General features: G+C 42.2%; 17 protein-coding genes. 13 read left to right on the top strand and 4 right to left on the bottom strand.

The window, feature by feature from the left end; genetic code table 11:
- Nucleotides 1–232 precede the first annotated feature (232 nt).
- Nucleotides 233–2,041: a serine hydrolase gene (locus AAA943_RS03900; RefSeq protein ID WP_338222945.1), complete on the top strand. Its 1,809-nt coding sequence runs from the start codon at nucleotides 233–235 to the stop codon at nucleotides 2,039–2,041.
- A 140-nt stretch (nucleotides 2,042–2,181) separates the two neighbouring features.
- Here the strand turns inward: AAA943_RS03900 and AAA943_RS03895 are convergent, their stop codons facing one another.
- Nucleotides 2,182–2,712 carry an REP-associated tyrosine transposase gene (locus AAA943_RS03895; protein ID WP_338222944.1) on the bottom strand — a complete coding sequence of 177 codons (531 nt, stop codon included), beginning with the start codon at nucleotides 2,710–2,712 and terminating at the stop codon, nucleotides 2,182–2,184.
- Between the two features lie 378 nt (nucleotides 2,713–3,090).
- On the opposite strand from AAA943_RS03895, the gene AAA943_RS03890 reads away from it, so the two are divergent.
- Together AAA943_RS03890 and AAA943_RS03885 are read left to right on the top strand one after the other, a co-directional pair.
- Nucleotides 3,091–3,297: a type II toxin-antitoxin system VapB family antitoxin gene (locus tag AAA943_RS03890; RefSeq protein ID WP_338222943.1), complete on the top strand. Its 207-nt coding sequence runs from the start codon at nucleotides 3,091–3,093 to the stop codon at nucleotides 3,295–3,297.
- Nucleotides 3,297–3,695, top strand: a complete 399-nt coding sequence (locus AAA943_RS03885; protein WP_338222942.1) for a PIN domain-containing protein — start codon at nucleotides 3,297–3,299, stop codon at nucleotides 3,693–3,695. The genes AAA943_RS03890 and AAA943_RS03885 overlap by 1 nt, the downstream gene beginning before the upstream one ends.
- A gap of 48 nt (nucleotides 3,696–3,743) precedes the next feature.
- On the opposite strand, the gene AAA943_RS03880 is transcribed toward AAA943_RS03885, so the two are convergent.
- Together AAA943_RS03880 and AAA943_RS03875 are read right to left on the bottom strand one after the other, a co-directional pair.
- The gene (locus tag AAA943_RS03880; RefSeq protein WP_338222941.1) at nucleotides 3,744–4,631 is read right to left on the bottom strand and encodes a hypothetical protein; all 888 of its coding nucleotides are present in this window, start codon (nucleotides 4,629–4,631) and stop codon (nucleotides 3,744–3,746) included.
- A 107-nt stretch (nucleotides 4,632–4,738) separates the two neighbouring features.
- Nucleotides 4,739–6,022: a Spi family protease inhibitor gene (locus tag AAA943_RS03875; protein WP_479374282.1), complete on the bottom strand. Its 1,284-nt coding sequence runs from the start codon at nucleotides 6,020–6,022 to the stop codon at nucleotides 4,739–4,741.
- 603 nt (nucleotides 6,023–6,625) lie between these two features.
- Between AAA943_RS03875 and AAA943_RS03870 the strand changes: the two genes are divergently transcribed.
- From AAA943_RS03870 to AAA943_RS03840, 7 genes are all read left to right on the top strand, one after another.
- Nucleotides 6,626–7,234: an RNA polymerase sigma factor gene (locus AAA943_RS03870; RefSeq protein WP_338222939.1), complete on the top strand. Its 609-nt coding sequence runs from the start codon at nucleotides 6,626–6,628 to the stop codon at nucleotides 7,232–7,234.
- Between the two features lie 342 nt (nucleotides 7,235–7,576).
- Nucleotides 7,577–8,620 (top strand): FecR family protein, encoded by a 1,044-nt coding sequence (locus AAA943_RS03865; protein ID WP_338222938.1) that lies wholly within the window; start codon nucleotides 7,577–7,579, stop codon nucleotides 8,618–8,620.
- 156 nt (nucleotides 8,621–8,776) lie between these two features.
- Nucleotides 8,777–12,115, top strand: coding sequence for a SusC/RagA family TonB-linked outer membrane protein (locus AAA943_RS03860; protein WP_338222937.1), 3,339 nt, complete (start codon nucleotides 8,777–8,779; stop codon nucleotides 12,113–12,115).
- Between the two features lie 27 nt (nucleotides 12,116–12,142).
- The gene (locus tag AAA943_RS03855; protein ID WP_338222936.1) at nucleotides 12,143–13,663 is read left to right on the top strand and encodes a RagB/SusD family nutrient uptake outer membrane protein; all 1,521 of its coding nucleotides are present in this window, start codon (nucleotides 12,143–12,145) and stop codon (nucleotides 13,661–13,663) included.
- Between the two features lie 463 nt (nucleotides 13,664–14,126).
- Nucleotides 14,127–17,363: a VCBS repeat-containing protein gene (locus AAA943_RS03850; protein WP_338222935.1), complete on the top strand. Its 3,237-nt coding sequence runs from the start codon at nucleotides 14,127–14,129 to the stop codon at nucleotides 17,361–17,363.
- A gap of 327 nt (nucleotides 17,364–17,690) precedes the next feature.
- Nucleotides 17,691–18,554, top strand: coding sequence for a helix-turn-helix domain-containing protein (locus AAA943_RS03845; RefSeq protein ID WP_338222934.1), 864 nt, complete (start codon nucleotides 17,691–17,693; stop codon nucleotides 18,552–18,554).
- A 68-nt stretch (nucleotides 18,555–18,622) separates the two neighbouring features.
- A complete protein-coding gene (locus tag AAA943_RS03840; RefSeq protein WP_338222933.1) occupies nucleotides 18,623–19,171 on the top strand; it encodes a carboxymuconolactone decarboxylase family protein in 549 nt (182 codons plus the stop codon).
- A 96-nt stretch (nucleotides 19,172–19,267) separates the two neighbouring features.
- Here AAA943_RS03840 and AAA943_RS03835 read toward each other — a convergent pair whose 3' ends face one another.
- Nucleotides 19,268–20,410, bottom strand: a complete 1,143-nt coding sequence (locus AAA943_RS03835; protein WP_338222932.1) for a DUF4221 family protein — start codon at nucleotides 20,408–20,410, stop codon at nucleotides 19,268–19,270.
- 192 nt (nucleotides 20,411–20,602) lie between these two features.
- Between AAA943_RS03835 and AAA943_RS03830 the strand changes: the two genes are divergently transcribed.
- The 3 genes from AAA943_RS03830 (at nucleotide 20,603) to AAA943_RS03820 (ending at nucleotide 22,789) form a co-directional block, all read left to right on the top strand.
- Nucleotides 20,603–20,998 (top strand): VOC family protein, encoded by a 396-nt coding sequence (locus AAA943_RS03830; RefSeq protein ID WP_338222931.1) that lies wholly within the window; start codon nucleotides 20,603–20,605, stop codon nucleotides 20,996–20,998.
- A gap of 48 nt (nucleotides 20,999–21,046) precedes the next feature.
- A complete protein-coding gene (locus AAA943_RS03825) occupies nucleotides 21,047–22,453 on the top strand; it encodes a S1C family serine protease (protein WP_338222930.1) in 1,407 nt (468 codons plus the stop codon).
- 111 nt (nucleotides 22,454–22,564) lie between these two features.
- A complete protein-coding gene (locus AAA943_RS03820; protein WP_338222929.1) occupies nucleotides 22,565–22,789 on the top strand; it encodes a VF530 family protein in 225 nt (74 codons plus the stop codon).
- Nucleotides 22,790–23,008 lie beyond the last annotated feature (219 nt).

Raw genomic sequence — 23,008 nt, 5'->3', positions numbered from 1 at the left:
TTTTCGACTCATTTTTAGAGAGTTTCGGCTAAACTTTAAGATCTTTTTTCAGACCTCGAAGGTTTTCTTTTTGAAAACAGTATCAATCTTGAAAGAAGAAGTTAAATCCAACAGAATCCTTCGAGGATTTTGGAAACCTCATAGGATGATGCCCCGAACCTTTGACCTTCAGCTTGCTTAATGGTTGTATTCAAAACCTCCTGCCCCTATATTTAACCAAACGAATTTTGGCATGAAAAAACTTTTCCTCACTCTACTTGTCGTTAGCCTTTTTGGAAGCCCATCTCTGGCCCAGAAAAAAACTGACCCTTTCAAAACCCTGGACTCCGAACTCGAAAAAGCCCGCGTTGCGCTGAAAACTCCGGGTTTTGCGGTAGCCATTGTTCAAAAGGATAAAATCGTCTATGCCAAGGGATTTGGGTACAAGGATGTGGAAAACCAAGTTCCGGTAACTGAAAACACGCTTTTCGCCATTGGTTCTTCTTCCAAAGCATTTACCTCAGCAGTCTTGGGTGTACTGAGAAAAGACGAGAAAATTGACTTTGACGAGAGACCTGGAAAATACATCCCTGAGCTTAGATTTGCCGAACCCTGGATGAATGAACAGATCATCGTCAAGGATCTAATGGCGCACCGGACGGGATTGCCAAGGCATGACTTTTCCTGGTTTATGTTTCCTTCCGAGTCCAAGACAGAACTAATCAAACGCATCGAATTCCAAGAACCTTTCACTGGATTGCGACAGCAATGGTACTACAACAACTGGATGTTTTTCCTCCAAGGAGAAATCGGTGCCCGAATCACGGGTAAGACTTGGGAGCAAAACGTGAAAGAACTCTTTTTTGATAAATTGGGCATGACCCGAAGTAATTTCCGAATTCCGGATTTGGAAAAAGATGCAGATAAATCTTTTGGCTATTCGGTGGAGCTGGACGGAAAAACCACTCGAATGGACTACTACAACATCGCAGCTATGGGTCCTGCAGGAGCGATCAACTCCAGCGTGTCCGAAATGTCCAACTGGCTCATCACCTGGATCAACGGTGGGAAATTCAAGGGCGAACAAATCATCCCTGAAGACTACGTGAAGGAGGCAATGAGTGCCCAAATGGTCGTGTCAGCCGGCACCCCTTCCAAAGAGCATTCCGATGTACAGTTTTCCAACTATGGCTATGGCTGGTTTTTGGCATCTTACCGAGGTCACTACCGGGTGGAGCATGGGGGAAATATCGACGGCTTTTCAGCTTCTGCCTCCTTCTTCCCTACAGACAGCCTGGGGATCATGATTCTGACCAATCAAAATGGCTCTCCTCTTCCCAATGTCGTCCGGAACATGATTGCCGATCACATGCTGAATCTGGAGCCTGCCGATTGGTTGGGCGAGACCGTCAAGCGACTCGAGGAAGCCAAAGAAGCACAAGCCAAAGCCAAAGCAGCAGCCGACTCCACTTCCAAAGTCAGCCTGACCAAACCTTCCCATATCCTGATGGACTATACCGGCACCTATTCTCATCCCGGTTATGGGAAAATGGAAATTGATCTTAAAAATGACACGCTCTTTGTGCAAACTGGGCTCTTGGGTGGATTCTTGGAACACAAAGATTACGACACCTTCAACATGTACTTAATCTATCAGGGTGAGCCCAATCGGGACAATCCATTTGTTTTTCAGTTTGTCAGCAATATGACCGGAGATATTTCCGGATTAAAAGCTGCCTTGGAGCCTGCCATCGACCCGATCGAGTTTAAGCGGACTCCGAAAGAAAATGAGCTTTCGGTAGATGACTTGAAAAAGTACGAAGGAGCCTATCTCCTGATGGGCGTGCAGGAGGTAAAGATTTACATCAAGGAGGAAAAGCTCTATGCCTTTGTACCAGGGCAACCCGAGTACGAACTGGTCAATATCGGGGAACACGAGTTTAACCTGAAGGTGCTGGAAGGCTTCAAAGTCAAGTTTGAGGAAAAAGACGGGGAAATCATCGCCGTGAACTTTGTTCAGCCGAATGGAACGTTTAGAGGGGAGAGGAAAAAAGTGGAGTAAGTCAGAAAGCTAAAATCAGAAAGCTGAAAAAACGCAAGAACCTTTGAGGTCTGAAAAAGACCTCAAAGGTTTCAGCTCTTCGAGATTTGCAATCTCGAAGCTCGATCGGAAGATTTTTAATCTTCAAAAGGGAAATTAAATCACCCAAATTCTGCCAATCGAATGGGCCCTTTTCTTATCCCGAAGAAATCTCCGGCACTGCTATTCAGATATTCCTCTTCCTTTTGAATAATTCCAGCTCTAACCGGATTTTGATGGATGTAGGTAGACTTTATATCGAAAAACTTTTTGGAAAAAACTTCCTCTCCATGATATCCATCCTCCCAAAACCAAATTTGATTTTGATGACTCAAAGCCAATGTAAGCCATGACTTTCTACTTTCCTTTGGATTATCCTGAATGGCTTTAAAAATCTTTTTTGCCGTGAATTTTTTAAAATCTCGAATAATGTCTGATAAATTTTCATGTTTCGCACTGGCAATTAAGTGTATATGGTTACTCATAATTACCCATGAATAAATCTCCAATCCCTTACTCTTTTGGCAATAAATTAGGCTTTCTACTATAAAGTCTGAATAGTCTTTTCTGGTGAAAACATCAGCCCATTGATGAACTCTAAAGGTCAAAAAATGAACTGCACCTTGATCACGAATTTTAAATTCATAGCCCATAGTATATTCTTTATGGAATAAAAATTAATTTATCCGAATTCAAAATCCTAGGATCGAGGTTCAGGATTACAAATCCTGAAAAGCTGAGTTGAGTAAGTCAGAAATCTAATATCAGAAAGCTGAAAAAACGCAAGAACATTTGAGGTGTCATTCCAGCTCTTCGAGATTTGTAATCTCGAAGCTCGATCAGAAGATTTTTAATCAATAAATCCCAATTCTCTTTAAAACAGAGACTAAAAGATGTATCCGAATTCAAAATCCTAGGATCGAGGTTCAGGATTACAAATCCTGAACAGCTGATCTTTTTAAGACCTCGAAGGTTTGATTTAAAACAATTATACGATGAATCATCGTATATTAGAGTGAATTCTTATTCATATGAAAGTTACAGCCTTGATATCCGACGAGTTGATCGCCGAAGCCATGGAGCTTTCTAAGGCGAAAAACATCACCGAAACGCTCCGAATTGCCTTGGAGGAATATATTGCTACTCAAAAAATTAGATCCGCTGCTCAGGAAATTGTGGCTGAACCCCTAGACTTTTATTGGACGGCAGAGGAACTTAGGAATAAAAACAATTCTTAATGGGAGTAATCTTTGATACTTCCATTTGGATTGAGTATTTCAAAGCCAATCCAGCTTATTTTTCAAGCTGCCAGAGCCTTTTGGACCGGCGATCGGTTTGTACCTTGGATATCATTTTTGGGGAATTGGTCCAGGGAGCAAAAGGGAAAAGAGAATTGGAAATGCTGGACCTATTTTATCAGAACACGCCAAAAATCAAGGATGCAAATCTTGGATATCACGCGGGGCTTTTATCTCAAAAATACCAGCTTTTGAATCAAGGAATAGGCCTTATTGACTCTGTCATTATTTTAGCTTGTCTGGAGAATGGACTGCAACTTTGGTCTTTGGAAAAAAAGATCAATCGTTTTTTGGAGGAATCCTTTTCCATCCATCTCTTTGATCCTAAAGGAATATAACCTTTGAGGTCTTTTACAGACCTCAAAGGTTTGATTTTGGAATCAAGGCTAAAACTTCGGTATTCCCACAAAATACAAATCAAATCCACCCAATCCACCGGGACGGTTGGAGGAGAAAATCATCAATTGATTTTCAAATTCCCAAGCGTCCGATACCACAGGTCGGTATTCATCGAATTCGGAATTGACCTTGGGGCCGAAGTTTTCCGGCTCGGTCCAGCCATCTCCGCTGCGAAACGAGTAATACAAATCGTAGCCTCCATATCCTCCCGCACGGTCTGAGGAAAATACCAGCATATCCCCATAGACAAATGGCATATGGTCGTTAGCAGTCGTATTGACCCCGATTTTTTGGATTTCCTTTTCTTCGGCACTTTGAAGGAATTCCAGCACGGACCCGCTTGCCGGAAGATCCACCTCATAAATATCAAATACCCCATCCCGATCCGAGCTAAAAAGCATTTTTTCAGGTCGGCCTTGGCTTTCTACTCCAGCACCTTTTTTAAAATTACCTCCATAAAAAGCAGGATACATTTCGTTTGAATCTCCATCAAACAGTTTTAGGGGAGTAGTTTTAGAAGTATATCCCTCAATAATTCCATTGTCTTGGAATTCATTTAAAAAAATTTTGAATTTTCCACCACAACCTACGGAGTACAAGGTTGTATTAAAACTAAAGGAATAAGGGCCTTTTTCATCACAGGGTGAATTGATTTCCCAAAGAAGATTTTTCAAAACTCTTGCATCTCCAAAACTTTCAAAAACTCTATAAGAGAAATTACCTTGTCTCTTATCCCATAAAAAATCTATCCCTCTTGGTTCAAGATCAAAATGGGATCCCATAGAACTTGAATTGGAAGAAAATTTAAAATTAAGGCGAAGGTTGGCTACAGGTGGGACAAAGTCAGAATTCATTTCATCATAAATCGTATTCATTTCGACAAGATTAATAGGGCTTTCGTCTGGAAATCTTCCAATTTCATATGGAAAAGGTTCGTTACAAGATGAAACGGCAAGAACAGCAAGTATTTTTAATGTTTTTTTCATCTTATTCCTGTTATTATTTTTAAACCATTGTTATAAGTATTTGATGATTGCGAAGGTGTGTAAACGCCCAAGCTGTAATAACCATTTGAAGTTGTTGTGTCTGAATTATATAAATTAAGATCATTATCATTCCATCCCCAATTCATAAAATACCAAGTATAAGACCATTCCATACATCCGTCTAAGTCACAGTCGTAGGATCTGTAATTATGTCTTTTAAATCCATCACAAGTCCATATGTGCCATTCATCTAGGGCATCATGCCCATAAAATATAGCCGGGTAGCCTTGGTAAAGTTCATTATTTAGCAGGGATGGATTAAAGTTGGAAGTATTCCCACCATCAATCATCCCCATATGCTCCAAAGCAGGGCTGATATACCCTGGAAGGGTCATTCCATTACATCCACCAAAATTGAAAATCGTATTCGCATTTGTTGCAGAATTAAACATCAAAGTTGCAAGGCTAAATTCACCAAGTCCTGAAGGTGAACAACTCCCATTGGAATTGGCAGGCATAGAGGAATAAGCATAACTACCTGGCCTAAAATACCAAAGCGTTTGCGCTATAGCTACCGCTCCGCAGCCTATTGGACTCCTATTGCATGGGGAGCAGGAGGAATTGGAAGGAGCATAATAATTGGAGATGCCCGATTGCCCCCATTTTATTCCCGAAGAATTTTCTACTGGATGATACGAGTATAATGGCAACCTTTTATTGGTTGAAAAGTATGGGCTACACATAAATTGTCCATATTGGTACCATTCATAGCAATTCGTATTTGGATTATAGGCCACTTCATTATTCCAAATTCGTCCCGTTGGATCAAACTCTTCGGTATATTTCTTCCATTCGTTGTATACGATCGGGTGGACATCTCTCACCTCTTTAAGCTCTAAATCAATTTGCTTCATGGTTTCCTGATACCAAACTTTAAGCCCATTCACCGTTTCGAGGTCCTCAGGTGTCAGTTCTCCTTCCGTGGAATAGGCCAAGATCGGCATCACTCGGGAATCCCCTGCGATCATCACAAAGCCTTCCATCACATTTACTACATAGGCCTCAAAATCCAAACTATCCGCTAAACTTACTCTGGCGATTTCCCGGATTTTTGGAGAAGGTTTTCCTTTTCGGGCAGCAATAAAACTGGAGTCCTCTGAGAAAAAACCCATAGCCACTTTTTTAGCCAACTCGGAGTCAATCTGGTAAGATTGCACAGATTCGCTGGGATCCAATTGAATGGTTGGCCCATCTGTGACGAGGCCTCCTTCACAACCCATGATTAAAAAGGGTAGAAAGCCAATCAGCCAAATGCTACTTTTGATTGTTTGATTGTTTGATTGTTTGATTGTTTGATTGTTTGATTTCATAGTTTTTGGGAAAAAGTGAAAAGTTAATGACTAAAAGGTAAGGAAAATATTTTTACACCCACCTAAAAACCCAAAAATTTAATCATTTTTTAATACCTATTTTTCTTGGATAAAGCATATTTATAATTTGCTCTCAGCTCTTCGAGATTTGCAATCTCGAAGCTCGATCGGAAGATTTTTAATCACTAAATCCCAATTCTCTTTAAAACCGAGGCTAAAAGATGTATCCGGATTGAAAATCCTATGATCGAGGTTCAGGATTACAAATCCTGAACAGCGAAAACAGCGAAAACAGCGAAAATCCAGAACAGCGGAGGTCTTTGATCCAAAAGGAAGCCAAGCTTTGAGGTGTTTTCAGACCTTGAAGGTTTTTCCGTTCCAGATAGAACCTACGGGATACTGCTTCATAAATTAAATCCGCCAATTTCAAGTGAGGTAAACACAAATCAAAAAATCCATTAGATTCTTGATATTCCAAAAAAAAAATTGGAAGTTACCTAAGTTTTTGTGCAGATGGAAAAGAACCCAAGTAACTATTCGTTTATTTTAAAAAGCACTGATTCCAGTCGCACTACCCTCTCCGAAAAAGAAGAAGGGGTGATTTGGGATCTGTTCCGAAATGGAAATGAGTCCGCTTTTATTCACATCTACCAAAATTACTTTGAAGTGCTGTATTCTTACGGCAAGAAATTTTGTTCAAAGACTGACTTGGTTAAAGACTGTATTCAAGACTTATTCATCCACCTAAGAAAAAACAGAAGTCAATTAGGTCCCACCGATTCGATCAAATTTTATCTTTTTAAAAGTCTTCGGAGAAGAATTCTCAAAGAGGACATCCATGGATATGCTTCTTTGGATTTAGAAAGCGAGTCGAAGTATTTTCAATTTGTTTTCTCTCATGAACAAATTTTGATTGAGGAAGAAATCGATTCCGTGACCCGGGAAAAATTAAACAAAGCCATTGCAACATTAAGCCCACGGAGAAAAGAGATCATTTACTATTTCTTTTACGAGGGAATGTCCTACTTGGAGATCAAGGAAATCATGGGCTTGGAAAATATCAAGTCTGCGAGAAATCTACTTTATCAATCCTTGGGCTTTTTAAGAAATTCCTTCAGATAAGGTACTGGATTTTTGCCAATCTAAACCAAAGGTCACCCCCATTTTTATTGTCTTCATGGGGACATTTTTGAATCTGATATACCGAAAAAGAAAGTTTAAAATGGATTTTTGACCGGCTTCCCACTGCCAATTCGCACTTTCTCTGCGGATTTGAAAAAAAAATAAAAAAACATGGTGTCATTTTAAGCAAGCTGCTCATTTAGAGTAGGAAGCCCTATTGAATAGATCAATAGGACAAGCCCAAATCGTGGAAGGTCTAAAATCAGGGCCGGAGGTTTTTTCCTTTCAAGGATTTGAAAAGTATTTGAGATCCTGAGATTGGGCAGAAAAAAATTACAATAGATGAAAAGAGTAGAAAAATTTTTGACTAATCAGGAGTTTGTCAGGTGGGTTAAAGATTCTGATCCCGAATTGGATGCTTATTGGAATTCATGGATCACTGCCCACCCTGAGTTTCTTCCTGAAATCAAAAAAGCAAGAGAAATTGTATTGGGAATCCAATTTCAAGAACATCACGTCGATCCAGAAGTCAAGGCTGAGATTCTTACCAAGATTTTACAGGGGAGTCCCAGTCTGGAAACAGCCACCAATGATGGAAATTGGATTTCGAAAAATCACCTTGGGTTTTGGAGTAGATTCTCCCAGTTTCAACGGATATCAGCCATTCTTTTTATAGCTATTCTGTTCTCTTGGTTGATTCATGAGGAACAAGAAACCCCTCCTATCCCAATTGAATCCAACATGGTAAGTAACATAGAAAAAATTACCTCCCCGGGTGAAAAGTTATTTCTAACTCTTCCGGACGGTACGGAGGTATGGCTCAACTCTTCTAGCAGTCTGGTTTTTCCGCCAAGCTTCGATGGCAATTCAAGAGAAGTACAATTAAAGGGTGAAGGTTTTTTCAAAGTAGCTGAGGATCTAAACCGGCCCTTCTCGGTAGTTTCCGAAGGGGTGATTACCACTGCTTTGGGGACCTCATTCAATATCAATACCGAGGGGGAAGAAAGGGTAAAAGTCTCATTAGTGACAGGGAAAGTCAAAATCCTCGAAGAGCTCAAGCAAGAGGAGTTTTTCCTTAATCCGGGTCAACAAATGACTTATAATTTGGCTGCCCGCACCGGTGCAATTCAGGACTTTTCAATAGCAGAAATCACTGCCTGGAAAGACGGGGTGATTTTGTTTAAAAAAGCAAGTCTCAACGAGGTGGTCAAAAAATTGGAGAACTGGTATGGAGTGAAGATCAACTTGTCCAATGCTGAAAATGTCCACTGGGAGTTTTCGGGAGAGTATCAAAACCAAATCCTGGAAAATGTCCTGAAAAGTATGTCCTATGTAGAGGGCTTTGACTATCGTATCAATGAAAAAGTAGTAGAAATTAAATTTTAATCCTATGAAAAACAGAATAAACAGTTCTTAATAAAAAAGCCAGCAGATTAAAGAAATCTGCCGGCCCAAGCTGGATGCAGGATGAGATCATTGGGGAATGGAAACACCTACAATCCAGATTTAATGAATCTTTCAATCCAATAAACCCTTGAAAATATGAAATTAAACGTACCAAAGACAATTTTTATGCTGTCCAAATATTTCCTATACGGATTTATCTTTCAGCTGCTGGTGTTCAATTTAGCCTTAGCCAATATGGCTAATGGGCAATACAAAGAAATCGGAGAGGTATCAGTCAGGCTGGCTTCCACTAATCTTTCCATCGGTAGGTTTTTCAGTCAGGTAGAGGCTCAAACACCTTTTACATTCTCATTTGACAGGAAAAGCATCAATCCAAATACGGAAGTGTCGTTTTCGAATCCCTCGGGCTCTGTGGAAAGCTTGCTTCGCGAGGTTGCCGTACAGACCCAGCTTAGTTTTCGCCAAGTGAATCACAGCATCGACGTGAGGAAAGAAAAGTCAGGCAACCCTGTCGAAGTATTCACAGCGATGGAAATCGACATCACTGGAACTGTAAAAGATGAGAAAGGGTACCCTCTTCCCGGGGCGACTGTCTTAGTCGAAGGAACCAATACTGTAACGGTAACAGATGCAGATGGGAAGTTTTCCATCTCTGTAAATGAGGGGGCCACCTTGGTTATCTCATTTGTAGGATATCAGACCCTAAAAATCCCGGTGGGCAACACTACGGATTTGCAAATTCAAATGAAGGAAGATACGGATGTCCTAGAAGAAATTGTCGTCGTGGGCTATGGTACACAAGAGAGGGCCAAAGTCACCGGAGCGATTTCTTCGATTGGCTCAAAAGAAATCAGGGCCCTCCCCGTACCCAATGTCGCATCAGCACTTCAAGGTCGTGCTGCAGGTGTGCAAGTTACCAATGCAGGAGCCCCAGGTACAGATCCAATAGTGAGAATCCGGGGTATTGGTACTGTGGGTAACAACGATCCATTGTTTGTCATTGATGGTGTTCCTGCAGGCGGCTTAAATCAGATCAACCCGGCAGATATCGAGTCTGTCGAAGTCTTAAAAGATGCTTCTGCCGCTGCTATCTACGGGTCGAGAGCTGCAAACGGAGTTATCTTGGTGACTACCAAAAAAGGAAAAGCCGGAAAAATGCAGGTCAATTTTGATTCCTATTACGGAACACAACAGGCATGGAAACAACTGGATCTCCTAAACAGGGAACAGTATTTGGCATTTGGGACTGATTTGCTCACCAATGGTGACCAGCCTCTTCCACAAAGATTCAATGATCTGGGGGATTTAGCCAATGTGGAGACCGATTGGCAAGGCGAAATGTTTAGGACAGCGCCAATTCAGGACCACAACCTAAGCATTTCTGGAGGAAATGAAAATGCGCTGTACAACATTGGTTTCGGCTATTTTGCCCAGGAAGGAATCATGCTTGGGACAGACTTTGAACGGATTTCCTTTCGGGCCAACACTGACTTTAAACTGAATAAATTCGTGAGTGTGGGTCAAACCTTGACTGTTTCCTACAGCGATAGAAACAACGAACCTTTCACTGGGGGAAGAAGCCAACTGGAACATATTGTCAAGCAGGTCCCTTACATTCCGGTAAGAGACCCCAATAGGCTGGGTGGATTCAGATCCCCGGACCGAGTGGATGGAAGTGACCCTGAAAACCCAGTACTTAATGCCACTTTAAGACAAAACAGGCAAGAGGATTATAAGATTTTGGGTACAGCTTATGTTGATATTACTCCTTTTGAAGGCTTCAAATACCGGTTTTTGGTTGGCTTGGATATCAATCAAGGCATCAACAATCAATATACCCCTAGATTCTTTGCAGGAGACTTCAACAATCAGCCATTTGCTACCCTTTCCCAAACAAGAGGCTCTTTTGTCTCTCCTTTGATCAGCAATCAATTTTCCTTTCAAAAATCAATAGGCAATCACAATTTTGACGTCTTAGGGGTTATCGAACAGCAAACATTCAAAAACTCCAGCCTAACCGGCACTGGGGAGAATAGCCTAACCAACGATGTGAGAGTACTTCAAGGAGTCGCCAATCAAACTGCCTCAAGCAACTTGATTGAATATGCCTTGATTTCTTACGTGGGTAGATTAAACTATGATTATAATCAAAAATACTTGGTGAGTGCCTCCATCCGAAGAGACGGAGGGTCCCGCTTCGGCCCAAGCAACAAATGGGGGTCTTTCCCTTCTCTTTCCTTGGGATGGAGATTGAGTGAAGAAGAATTCATGAAATCCCTGACCTTTATCAGTGACTTAAAACTCAGAGGAAGCTACGGGGAGACCGGGAATGACCGGATCGGAGACTATGTATACCAAGGAACAATCAACAGTAACCTGTTCTATAATTTTGATGGCAGCCTTCAGGGTGGAGGGACAATCACGGCTTTGGCCAATGCGGACTTGAGATGGGAAACAACCAAAATGAAGAACATCGGAGTAGATCTAGGTCTGTTCAACGATAAGTTCAACCTGTCTTTTGAATGGTTTGACAATAGGACGGAAGGCATGATTCTGGGAGTGCCAATCCCTCCATCACTGGGTTTTGACGGAGCACCGGTCGCCAATGTAGGCACTGTTCAGAACAGAGGGGTAGAGTTTACTGTAGGGTACAGAAAATACAGTGGGGATTTTCAGTTTTCCATAGATGGTAACTTAGGGTTTATCTCCAATGAACTGGTATCTCTGGGTACAGGAAGAACAATTTTCGGTCCCAATTTTCAGGGAGATCCTCTGACCTTCACTGAGGAGGGAAGACCGATTGCTTACTTCTATGGATGGATAGCGGATGGAATTATTCAACAAGGTGAAAATGTACCTGGCCAGCCCAATTCCGCAGCGGGAGATATCCGATTCCGGGATATCAATGGAGACGGAGTTATAGATGCGAATGACAGAACATTTTTAGGTCATTATTTGCCTGATTTTACCTATGGGGTAAACTTCAATGCGACCTATAAGAATTTTGACTTTAACATGTTTGTTCAGGGTGTCCAAGGAAATGAAATCTTCAACAATCTCAGGTTCCATACCGAAGGCATGACTAGGTTATTCAATGCTTCTACAGCCGTACTTGATCGATGGACCCCGACAAATACCAATACAGATGTGCCTAGGGCTGTGTCCGGGGATCCGAATCGAAATGCTCGCGCCAGCTCAAGATTCGTGGAAGACGGCTCTTACATGAGAGTTAAAAACATGACGATTGGCTACACGATTCCTACGGAAAAGCTCAGCTCTTGGACCAATGGGTATGTTTCCAGAGTCAGAGTTTATTTCTTGACTCAAAACCCACTGACCTTCACCAAGTATTCAGGATACGATCCTGAGATAGCTGTAAGGACGGGAATCAACGCCTCCTTGGGTACAGGCATCGACTTTGGTCAGTTTCCTGCGGCAAGGACATTCATAGGTGGTGTTCAGTTTACTTTCTAATCGACTCAATATCAAACAATAAATCATATGAAAACTAGGAAAATATTATCGACCCTATTGATATTGATTTCAGGGGTGGCTTGTGATGACGAAAAATTAAATCCAATCAATCCCAATCAATTATCCGTAGAGACCTTTTACCGTACAGGTCCACAACTCGTAGCTGCCGTAAATTCGGCCTATGCTAGCCTTCAGGCTAACAATCTCTACAATAGAGAGTACTTTTTTCTCCAAGATCTACTTTCTGATGACTGTGATACAGGAGGACCTCAGTTGGAAGCACAAAGAGCCCAAGTATTGAATCACGTCTTTGATGCCTCCAATCCACTGGTTTCTGCCAATTGGAGAGGCTGGTATCGGGTAATTCACCGGGCCAATCTGGTCTTGGAAAACTCCGCCTCCGCTACTGAAGATATCACTGAGAATTTAAGAAACCGTGTGATTGGGGAAGCCAGGTTTCTCCGTGCTTTGGCTTATTATGAGCTGGTTAGCCTTTGGGGGGATGTTCCGTTGATGACCTCCTCTGCTACCTCACCCAATGGAAATCCAAAAGCACCCGAAAGTGAAGTGTATGCATTGATCATCAGCGATCTGACTGATGCGATAAGCAAGTTGCCAGTGAGAAGTGAATATACAGGAAGTGACGTGGGAAGAGCTAGCAAGGGTGCTGCGCAAGCTTTAGCAGCTAAAGTTCATTTGTTTAAAGGCGATTTTGCTTTGGCTAAACCTTTCTTGCAGGAGGTCATTTCCTCCGGAGAATACCGTTTGGTCGATCGCTATTTGGATAACTTTGAGGAAGAAACAGAAAACAATGCAGAGTCAATCTGGGAAATTCAGTTCTCAGAAGATTTTGGTGCCGCTGATGCCTGGAATGCAGACGGAGGAGGAATTGCAGAAGTGACTTTCCGCGGCCAGGAATATGGCCCTACAGCATGGAGGAATGTAATCCCAAGTTTACCGCTTTTTGAAGAGTTCGAAAGAGTCTCTTCCGGAGATGAAAAAGACGATCCGCGAATAAGCTATACCTTTTTCCAAATTGGGGATGAATACAACGGTGGAAACTCAATCCTTACTCAAGACAAGGTACAAGGAGATACCGAACGCGCCAGCTGGAGAAAATATCAGACAATCTATAAAAGAGATGCTGAGAACCTGCAATCCGGAATTAATTTTCGGGTGATCCGCTATGCTGATGTATTGCTGATGATGGCTGAAGTGGAAAATGAATTGAGCGGTCCAGCTATGGCCCTTCCTTATCTCAACCAGGTGAGAGCAAGACCAAGTGTAAACATGCCACCCTATCCCACCGCAAATTATCCCGTAGCCAGTCAAGCGCAAGTACGCACGGCTATTCAACATGAAAGAAGGGTAGAACTTGCAGGAGAACAAATTAGAAACAGGGATATCAGAAGATGGCGTAGACAAAATACGCTCCCATCAGAACCGATTCCAACCTGGCAAGGCAAGTACGATCTTCTTCCTATTCCCTTGGAGGAAATCGACAACAATTCAGCCTTGACAAATGCGGACCAAAATCCGGGGCACTAAAAAAAATTCTAGACCTTAGTTGACCTAAAATAAAGTCAAAAATAAGGATAGGATTTTGCTCAATACAAAACAAACACCAAAGAGGCTGTCCTAATGTGACGGCCTCTTTTTTTGATTGTCCAAAAGCTTCTGGACCTTTGTTTGTTTCTTTCTTTTGTGCCTAAACTCAATCCTGGCTGTAGAGGAGATTCTAAGCGGACATGTTGTGGATAACTGGCCCCCGAACGACAGACAATAGACCAAGGCTCATCCAGTTGGGAGGATACCGATAATTTATTCTTTCACTGGAAAGAAAGCGGATATGCATACTTTCATTTATCTTTTCCAGACTTCTATCATGGTATTCTCTTCAAAAAAAACAAACTCATTTTTTCCACAAAATCTCTTCTGCCTCTTTGGACTATCCATTTTGGCTTTGTTTTCCTGTCAAAAACCCGCAGAAAAAAACTTTCTGTTCCAATTGTTGCCCGCAGCTCAAACAGGGGTCACATTTTCCAATGAAATTTCCATAACCGAGGAATTCAACGTGCTGGACTTTGACTACATCTACAATGGAGGAGGTGTAGCGGCGGGAGATTTCAATGGAGACGGGCTTACCGACATTTTTTTTACAGGAAATCAGGTCAGTTCCAGACTGTACTTAAATCAGGGGAATTTTACCTTCCTGGACGTGACCGATCAGGCTAGGGTTTCTACCAGCTCCTGGATAGAGGGAGCCACATTAGTAGATATCAATAATGACGGACTTCTGGACATCTATTTATCTGTATCTAACCGAGATCAAACTTTTCCCGATCCCAACCTACTTTTCATCAATCAGGGAAACAATGAAGAGGGAGTCCCCAGATTTAAGGAAATGGCCGAAGTTTTTGGTTTGGCTGATAGAGGATACAATACCCAAGCAGCATTTTTTGATTATGATCTGGATGGTGATCTGGATGTCTACTTACTATCCAATGCTTTGGAAAGCTTTCAGCGCAATGTCTCCAGACCCAGGAACAAAAGCGGAAAAGGAAAAAGTAATGATAAACTCTATCGAAACAACGGGGATGGGAGCTTCTCGGATGTAAGCCTGGAAGCAGGAATTTTGATCGAGGGCTATGGATTGGGAATATCCATTGCCGATATCAATCAAGACGGATTTCCCGATATCTATGTAGCCAATGACTTTTTGACCAATGACATTCTTTACATCAACAGGGGAGACGGCACCTTTGAAAATCAGATCAGCGATATGCTCGATCACCAAAGTTTCAATGCCATGGGTGTGGACATTGCAGACTTCAACAACGATAGCTTGGCAGATATCCTGGTGGTGGATATGTTCCCCCCTGACAATATTCGTCAAAAAACCATGTTTGCCGTCACAGAAAACTATGATCTCTACCAGGCAAACCTATCCTTAGGCTATGAACCTCAGTATGCCAGAAACACCCTTCAGCTCAATCGGGGAAAGGGAATTTTTTCAGAGATCGGCTTTTTGGCGGGAGTTTCCCAAACCGACTGGAGCTGGTCTCCGCTTTTTGCCGACCTAGACAATGACGGTTGGAGAGACGTATTTATCAGCAATGGCTATGGCAAAGACATCACGGACCTGGATTACATTAATTTCACTCAAAACTTGGGGCCTTTCACCACCCCCGAAGAACGAAGGAAACTTCAACTGGAAGGCTTGAGCAAACTTAAAGAAGTACGACTCAATAACTTTGTATTTAAAAACAATACAGATCTAACCTTTGAGGACAAGAGCAAAGAATGGGGAATCGTCCACCCTTCTATCTCCAATGGGGTAGCCTATGCGGATCTGGACAATGATGGTGACCTGGATCTAATCATCAACAATTTGAATGATAAAGCCTTTATTTACCGCAACCTATCCGCAGAGAAATTTCCTGAAAAAGCAAAGTACTTAAAAGTTCAACTCCAAGGACCTCCTTCAAATACTCAAGGTTTTGGAGCCAAGATTTGGGTCGAATTCGATAAAGAGAATGCAAAACAGGCCATTTATTATGAGCATTATCCTACCCGAGGATATAAATCTTTCGTGGAACCTTACCCCCACTTTGGGTTGGGTCAAGCCAGAAAAGTCACCTCGTTGAGGATTTTGTGGCCGGATGGAAAACAGCAAATCCTACAAGACCTCGAGCCCAACCAAAGACTCGTCCTATCTTATACCAATGCAACCCCTCAATTACTCCCCGAGAGGCAGGAAATTCCTAGTCCGTATTATAGGGAAGTAAGCAATCAACTCGGAATCAACCACAGCCATACCCACATTCCCTACAAAGATTTTAACCGGCAAAGACTCCTCCCTCACAAACACTCAGAAAATGGTCCGGGAATCACCGTAGGTGACGTGAACGGAGACGGTTTGGAAGATTTTTTCGTGGGTGGATCTCAAAACAATCCCGGAGTATTTTTTTTGCAGGAAAAAAACGGGTCGTTCTCTAAAAGACCTTTAGCCGAGGAATATCCCTATGACGATATGGAAAGTTCTCTATTTGACCTGGATCAGGATGGGGATTTGGACCTATACCTGGTCAGCGGTGGATCCCGATATGAAGAAGGCAGTCAATACTACCAGGATCGAATCTATCTTAACGATGGTAAAGGGAACTTTACTTTAAAAGAGGGACTCCTTCCTGATTTACCGATCAGCGGCTCTTCTGTTTCTACTTTTGATTTTGACGGGGATGGTTTGACCGATATCCTAATCGGCGGTAGAATTGTACCCGGGAAGTATCCCTATCCTGCTTCAAGCAAACTATTGAAAAATATGGGTGGAAAATTCATCGATGTCACCCAAGAGCTTTGTCCGGATTTGAACCAGATCGGCCTGGTCAGTGCGGCAAGGTGGACTGATTTTGATCAGGATGGAAAAGTGGATTTTATCCTTACTGGAGAATGGATGCCGATCAAGTTTTTTCGCCAGGAGCATCACAATGGAAAAATCATCTTTACAGATATTACTGCCCAAATAGGTCCCGAGCATTCCAAGGGATGGTGGACCTCTATTTTTCCCAAAGACTTGGATGGAGATGGAAGACCGGAATACCTCCTAGGAAATTTTGGAAGAAACATTCGGTGGAAAGCTTCCCCAGAATCCCCTTTAAAGCTGATTGCCAAAGATTTTGACCAAAATCAAAGTGTTGATCCTATTCTGTTTCAATTTATGGAAGATGGCTATTTTGCCGTTCCGGGCAGAGATGCAGTGGTATCCCAGATTCCTTCTTGGAAAAATCGTTTCTTGATCTATTCAGATTATGGATCTTTCCGAATGGATCAGTTTTTTCATGGAGTTGATCTGGAACAGGCCATAATTCTCGAAGGAGAAACTTTCGAAACCAGCTACCTTAAGCAAGATTCAACAGGAAGATTCAAGCTTATCCCTTTGCCTATTGAAGCTCAGTTTGCCCCTGTATTTGGCTTTACCAGCAATGAAAATGAACTCTTGGCCATAGGCAATTTCTTCGGGAATGAGACAGTTACCGGAAGGTATGATGCACTTAAAGGGCTAACTTTCTTCTTGGACAAAGAAAACATGAAGTTTCAAACATTGAATCTTTCCGGATTCTTGGTGCGCGGACAGGGAAGAGCTATGGCCTCACTCATGCATGGTAGTGGCAAAACGCTAATCCTTATATCACAGCACAACGGCCCTCTGCTGGTCTTCGAAAGAAAGTCCGACTCTCCCCGGTAGATTTGGGTGGAAAGAATTCAGGAGGAAGAAAATACATCCGGAATAGTGCTCACCCTATCTTCATATGAATTGCTTCCAGTCTTTTGGGATAGATTTAGTTCATTCAGATATTCTAGGGGATGCATCCTCGAATTTAGATCCAAAGTTTTTTTATCACTAAATCTAAATTCTCTTTAAAACAGAAACTAAAAAGTGTATCCAGATTGAAAATCCTATGATCGAGGATCAGGATTACAAATCCTGAACAGCGACAACAGCTACACGCCAAAAAACCGGATTTTAATTCCTAATTGGAATCATAATTCCCTAGTTCAGGTTTCTGAACGTATGGTATTTAATGGACCGACAGGTGAATTTTTGCAGCTGGAATGTATCCCTGAGACAAGCAGTGTTGGCTTGCCCAATCAGGTTAAATCTGAGCTAGCTTTTCTATGGATTTTGGAAAAGTCCGAGTTGATCATTGACGGAGTCTGTTTGACTTTCGAAGCAGATCAAATCCTTTGCCTGACCGAATTCCATAAACTATCCGTCAAAAGCCTTCCAAAAGCCCGTTTGGTGAGGTTCAACAGACCCTTTTTCTGCATTCTGGATCACGATTCCGAGGTAGGTTGCAAAGGAATTCTATTTTATGGTTCATCAAGACTTCCTGTGATCGAGTTGGATACCGAAAATAAAGCCAAACTGGAAGCCCTTTGGGGAGTTTTTCAGATGGAAATCCGGGAGGAGTCAGACGCCTTGCAGCTCGAGATGCTGCAAATGCTCCTCAAAAGGTTGCTGATTCTTTGTACCCGACTTTACAGCCAACAAACTCATTTAGGAAAATTGGATGCCCAAAAATCCGATTTGATCCGGGAGTTTAACTTTTTGGTGGAAATGCACTTCCGAAAAAAGCATCAAGTGGCGGACTATGCCGAGTTACTATTCAAATCACCCAAAACGATCAGTAATGCCTTTTCCAGACTGGGGGCCAAAAGTCCCTTGAGCTACATCCATGACCGGATTATTTTGGAAGCCCGAAGGCTTTTGGGATATACAGATAATCCAATCAGTGAGATCGGCTACGAACTGGGCTTTGAAGATGTGCAGAGTTTCAGCCGCTTTTTCAGGAAAAATGAAGGGCTTTCCCCCTCCGAATTCAGAGAAAATCTCCGATTGGGAAAAATTGCCAACTCCTCGGGAAAAACGGGCTAACTCTAGGGCACTTTGGTCCTACATCTTTGTATTGTTCATTTTATTAAACACAAAAAAACAATACCACGATGAAAAATTTCACAGTACCTACCCGAGAAGAAGTAAGTCCAGCCAATCAGGCTATTTTTGACAACCTACAGAAAGGCTTGGGATTTGTCCCCAACCTGTACGCCTACTATGCCAAAAACGAAACAGCCCTTGGCGACTACCTGGCACTCCAAAACAGAAAATCCACACTCAAGGCCAAAGAAAGAGAAGTCATCAACCTGGTGGTCTCTCAGGTCAATGGCTGTAGATATTGCCAGTCAGCCCATACCGTATTGGGGAAGATGAATGGATTTACCGATGAGCAGATTCTGGAAATCAGAGGAGGATCGGCTTCGTTCGATGCCAAACTGGATGCTTTGGCTGGATTCACCAAATCTGTAGCTGAAAAAAGGGGAAAAGCAACCGAAGAAAGCAAGAATGCCTTTTTCGAAGGGGGCTATACCGAAGCCAACCTGATTGATGTAGTGATGGTGATCGGGGACAAAATCATCTCCAACTACATCCACAACCTGACACAATTCCCGATTGACTTTCCCCTTGCTCAGGAATTAAGCGAGATGAATGCCTAACAGGAACAATCAAATGAGTTAAAAAGCCACTATTGATTTGCCCCCAAAAAGTCATACCCTTGTTGGGGGCATTTCTTTAATCAAAAAACAATTTTCTTATCTCAATTCAATCAACTCAAACTGCATCTCCTCTTCCCTGTTTTCCGGATTATTAGGGTGCTGCAAGGATAGGTAAAGGCCCTTTTTCCCAACAAAAACATTGTCCGGATGATACTTCCCGGATTCAAATTTTTTCTCCGTGATCACTTTCAAATCGGAGTCCAAAACCATCACCACAAATGGTCCCAAGGCATTTCCCTGACTTCTGATATCGGCAATACTAGCTTCCGGAAGAGTGGGAAACGCAATCCGATAGTAAACCTCCCTGTATGGGTCAAACAAAATCGAACCATATCTGCTCGAAGAGAAAGCATAGGATTGGAACTCTTCATAAACTGCATCCGCATTAAAACTCGGTAAAGCCTCATCCAAAAATTGGCTTTTGGCAACTACTGATTTCCATTCCTCGTCAAAAGACGAGGCCACAAAGATCCGATGATCTCCGACTAGAGAATATACGATTTGATCCTTTCCCTGAGCTCGGCTAAAATCAACCGACTTTAGACCCGAGGTCAGGTAATCATTTGGATAAAGATGGGCAAAAAATTCAGTCTCTCCAGTACTCAAATCAATCTGATAGCCAAAGGATTGGCCGGCTAATTTCTCCCCGGTGAGTTCCCGCATATTTTGAGGGAACCGGTGGTTAACTGCCAATTTGGACCCTTCCAGAACGGGAGGAGATATCATAAATGCATTGTGAACAAAAGCAGAACCTCCTCCTTCCGGAATCTCGTATTCAAACTTTTTCAAAATCTGACCTTCCAAATTCGCCAAATGAAACCTTTGCCCGAATGGCGGACTAAACAAAAAGATGCTGTCAAGGCTATGCACATGAAAGGCAAAAACATCCCCTACTCCGGATGGCCCTTCTGCCTCAAAAGAGAGGGATTTGATCTTGTTACCAGAGCTCAAATCGTAGACTTGAAGGGTATTACTTTCCCAAATTAGATTGAAGAAAAATTCTCTTTCCCCAGCATCAAAGTATTGGTAGCCGGTGCTGATATTGGAGGTAGAATCATCCAAAGACAAGCTGATATATTCGCCACTGGAAATCAGTGCTGGATTGGGGTTTTCAGATTGGGTCTTTGTCTGGCATTGGACAAAAAGAGTCAACAAAATCGCGTAAAGGAAAAGTCTCATAAAGTGGTTTTTTGCCTAAAAATAAAGTGAAATAGCTAAACTGCCTGAAATCATCCCGTTAATTAGACTTAAAAAATTCTTTCCCCTTCAAAAGTCAAGCTTGGGGAAAAGTAGGAAAGCTATCTCTGCTATTTTTATCTTGTTTGGCCTACTTTAGTTTCCAAAACAGATCATCATACTAATTACGAAATAATGCCCCAACAACTCGGACAAATCTCCCTCCTCGTCAGAGACTATGACGAAGCGATTCAGTATTACACACAGGTTTTGGGATTTGAATTGCTGGAGGACACCCCGATGAGTGAAACCAAGCGCTGGGTGAGGGTAGCTCCTCCGGGGTCCACTTGCCATTTGCTTTTGGCCAAAGCCGCCAATGAGATTCAGGAAAAGCAAATCGGTTTTCAGGCAGGCGGACGGGTTTTTCTGTTTCTTTATACCGACGATTTCTATCGGGATTACGAAAACTACAGCTCCAAGGGAGTGGAATTTATCCGCGAGCCTGCTGAGGAAAGCTATGGTATAGTCTCCGTGTTCAAGGATTTGTATGGAAATCTCTGGGATTTGATTCAACCCAATCAGGTGAGATAAGGTCATTTTTTTTTATATTCTCTCATTGAAATTTCTTTTGAAAGAAGAATGAGTCCTAGGCAAAAAAATAAGCTCAACGATATCGCTCGCCAAATGATGAGCGGAGTCGTTCAGATACTTGTGGAGGGGTACATTGAGGAGGATATTCAGTCCGTTTTAAATCCCTCTGTAAAAATACCTGGTATCTGGTCTGGCTCTGGATTTTTTGTCAAGTACAAAGACCTCGAAGGATACATTGTAACGAATGGCCACGTAGTCCGAAATGCAGTGAAAATTGAAATTAGCTCTATGCTCACTAGCGAGGAACGCTTCGAAGCCGAAATAGTCGGACTGGTCAAGCAGCTGGAGCCGGATGTGGCTTTAATCAGGCTGATGGATAAGGAACTTCAACGCTTTAAAAAATTGGCGATTCAGCCCATTGATTACTTGGAGCTCCGAGAAGGTGCTAATCCATCCCGCGGAGAACTCATCAAAGCGATTGGTTACCCTCTAGGGATGGTAGAGCCGAATATTACCGGAGGTGAAATCACAAATTTTATTTCGGGGTCTGAGTTCACCTCAGAGCGATTTGTCACCAATGCCGCTATTAATCCGGGAAACTCGGGCGGGCCTAGCATAACCGAAGACGGGAAGGTAATCGGACTTAACACCGCCATGATAGTAGATGCTCAAAACATTGGGTTCATTACTCCAGCCAGTTTTATAAAAATAATTATAGACAATCTCATCCTTTTGAATGAACCTCACTTTGCAGGCATCGGGGGAAAACTTCAAAAAAATGCAGAAAATTTCAATCCTCTTTTAAAACAGGATCACGCCAAGGGGGTGATCGTATCCAAAGTCCAGACCAATGGTTTCCTAGAGGCGGCCAACATCAAAGCGAGAGATGTAATCCTTTCCATCAACCGGGCGGAGTTTGACCGCCATGGAATAGTAATCGGCAAAGAAGGCTTATATCGCCACAAAAATATTTTTGATGTAATGAAACTGGTCCCGATTGGCGAAGAAGTGGAGATCAGGTATCTAAGAGATGGAAAAGTTCATCAATCCAAAGCCAAGGCAATGCCAAACCCGGAAAAAGGGATCATTTCCAGTCCTATTTTAAATGAAAGGAAATACCTTGAGGTATTTGGTATGGTCATCCAGCCCTTGAGTTTTGAAATAATTCAAGCCATCCAAGAAGTGGATCCTTATGCCCAAATCGAGATGCTAAAAATTCTGGATCAGGAAAAACCCATGCTTGTTGTAACCCACATTCATCAGGGCACTCAGGCTGATCAGATGGAATGGCCTTTGGGAGAACTGATAATTAAGATCAATGGAAAGGAAGTCCATACCCTTGAAGAAATTCAAAAAGTGCTGGAAAAGCAGAAAGGAGAACCCGTTCTTCTCGAATGTCAAAGTGGAATGATTGGATATTTCCAAACAGAAAAAGAGCCTTCCTTAGGGAATTGACATCTATCTTCGAAGATATGAAGTACTGATTTCTACTAACCTTCTCATCCGGATTCTTGATTTTACCATTCCATGTTTTCTTAAAAACCCGATCTAAATCAAAAAATAGTTTTGGAACACCAACCCAACAACCCCCTTCACGGCCTAAGACTAGATACCATCTTGGAGCAATTGGTCACACACTTTGGCTGGAAAGAACTCGGAGAGCGTATTCCCATTCGCTGCTTTACGCATAATCCTTCGATCAAATCCAGTCTTACTTTCCTGAGAAAAACTCCCTGGGCCCGGGAACGGGTGGAAGGATTGTTTTTGAAGATGGTCAGGGAGAGAAAGTAACCTTTGAGGTCTTCAAGACCTCGAAGGTTTAACCACCTACTTATCCTGTTTTCCGAAAACACTATTTTTATTTTTACAAACAACCTCATTTTGGAGACTCAGGTCATAACAAGAAGTCTAGAAAGTATTTGGGCACAAAACAAACGAGCTTTAAGTATTTTTGTAGTTTTAAAACAACATTTTTTATATTTTTATGAGGTTTTAAAACTTCATTATGCA

The sequence above is a fragment of the Algoriphagus confluentis genome, assembly GCF_036245625.1.
GTDB classification, from domain to species: Bacteria; Bacteroidota; Bacteroidia; order Cytophagales; family Cyclobacteriaceae; genus Algoriphagus; species Algoriphagus confluentis.
Note: the sequence above shows the minus strand (reverse complement) of the source record. Positions and strands in the feature narration are given on the sequence as shown.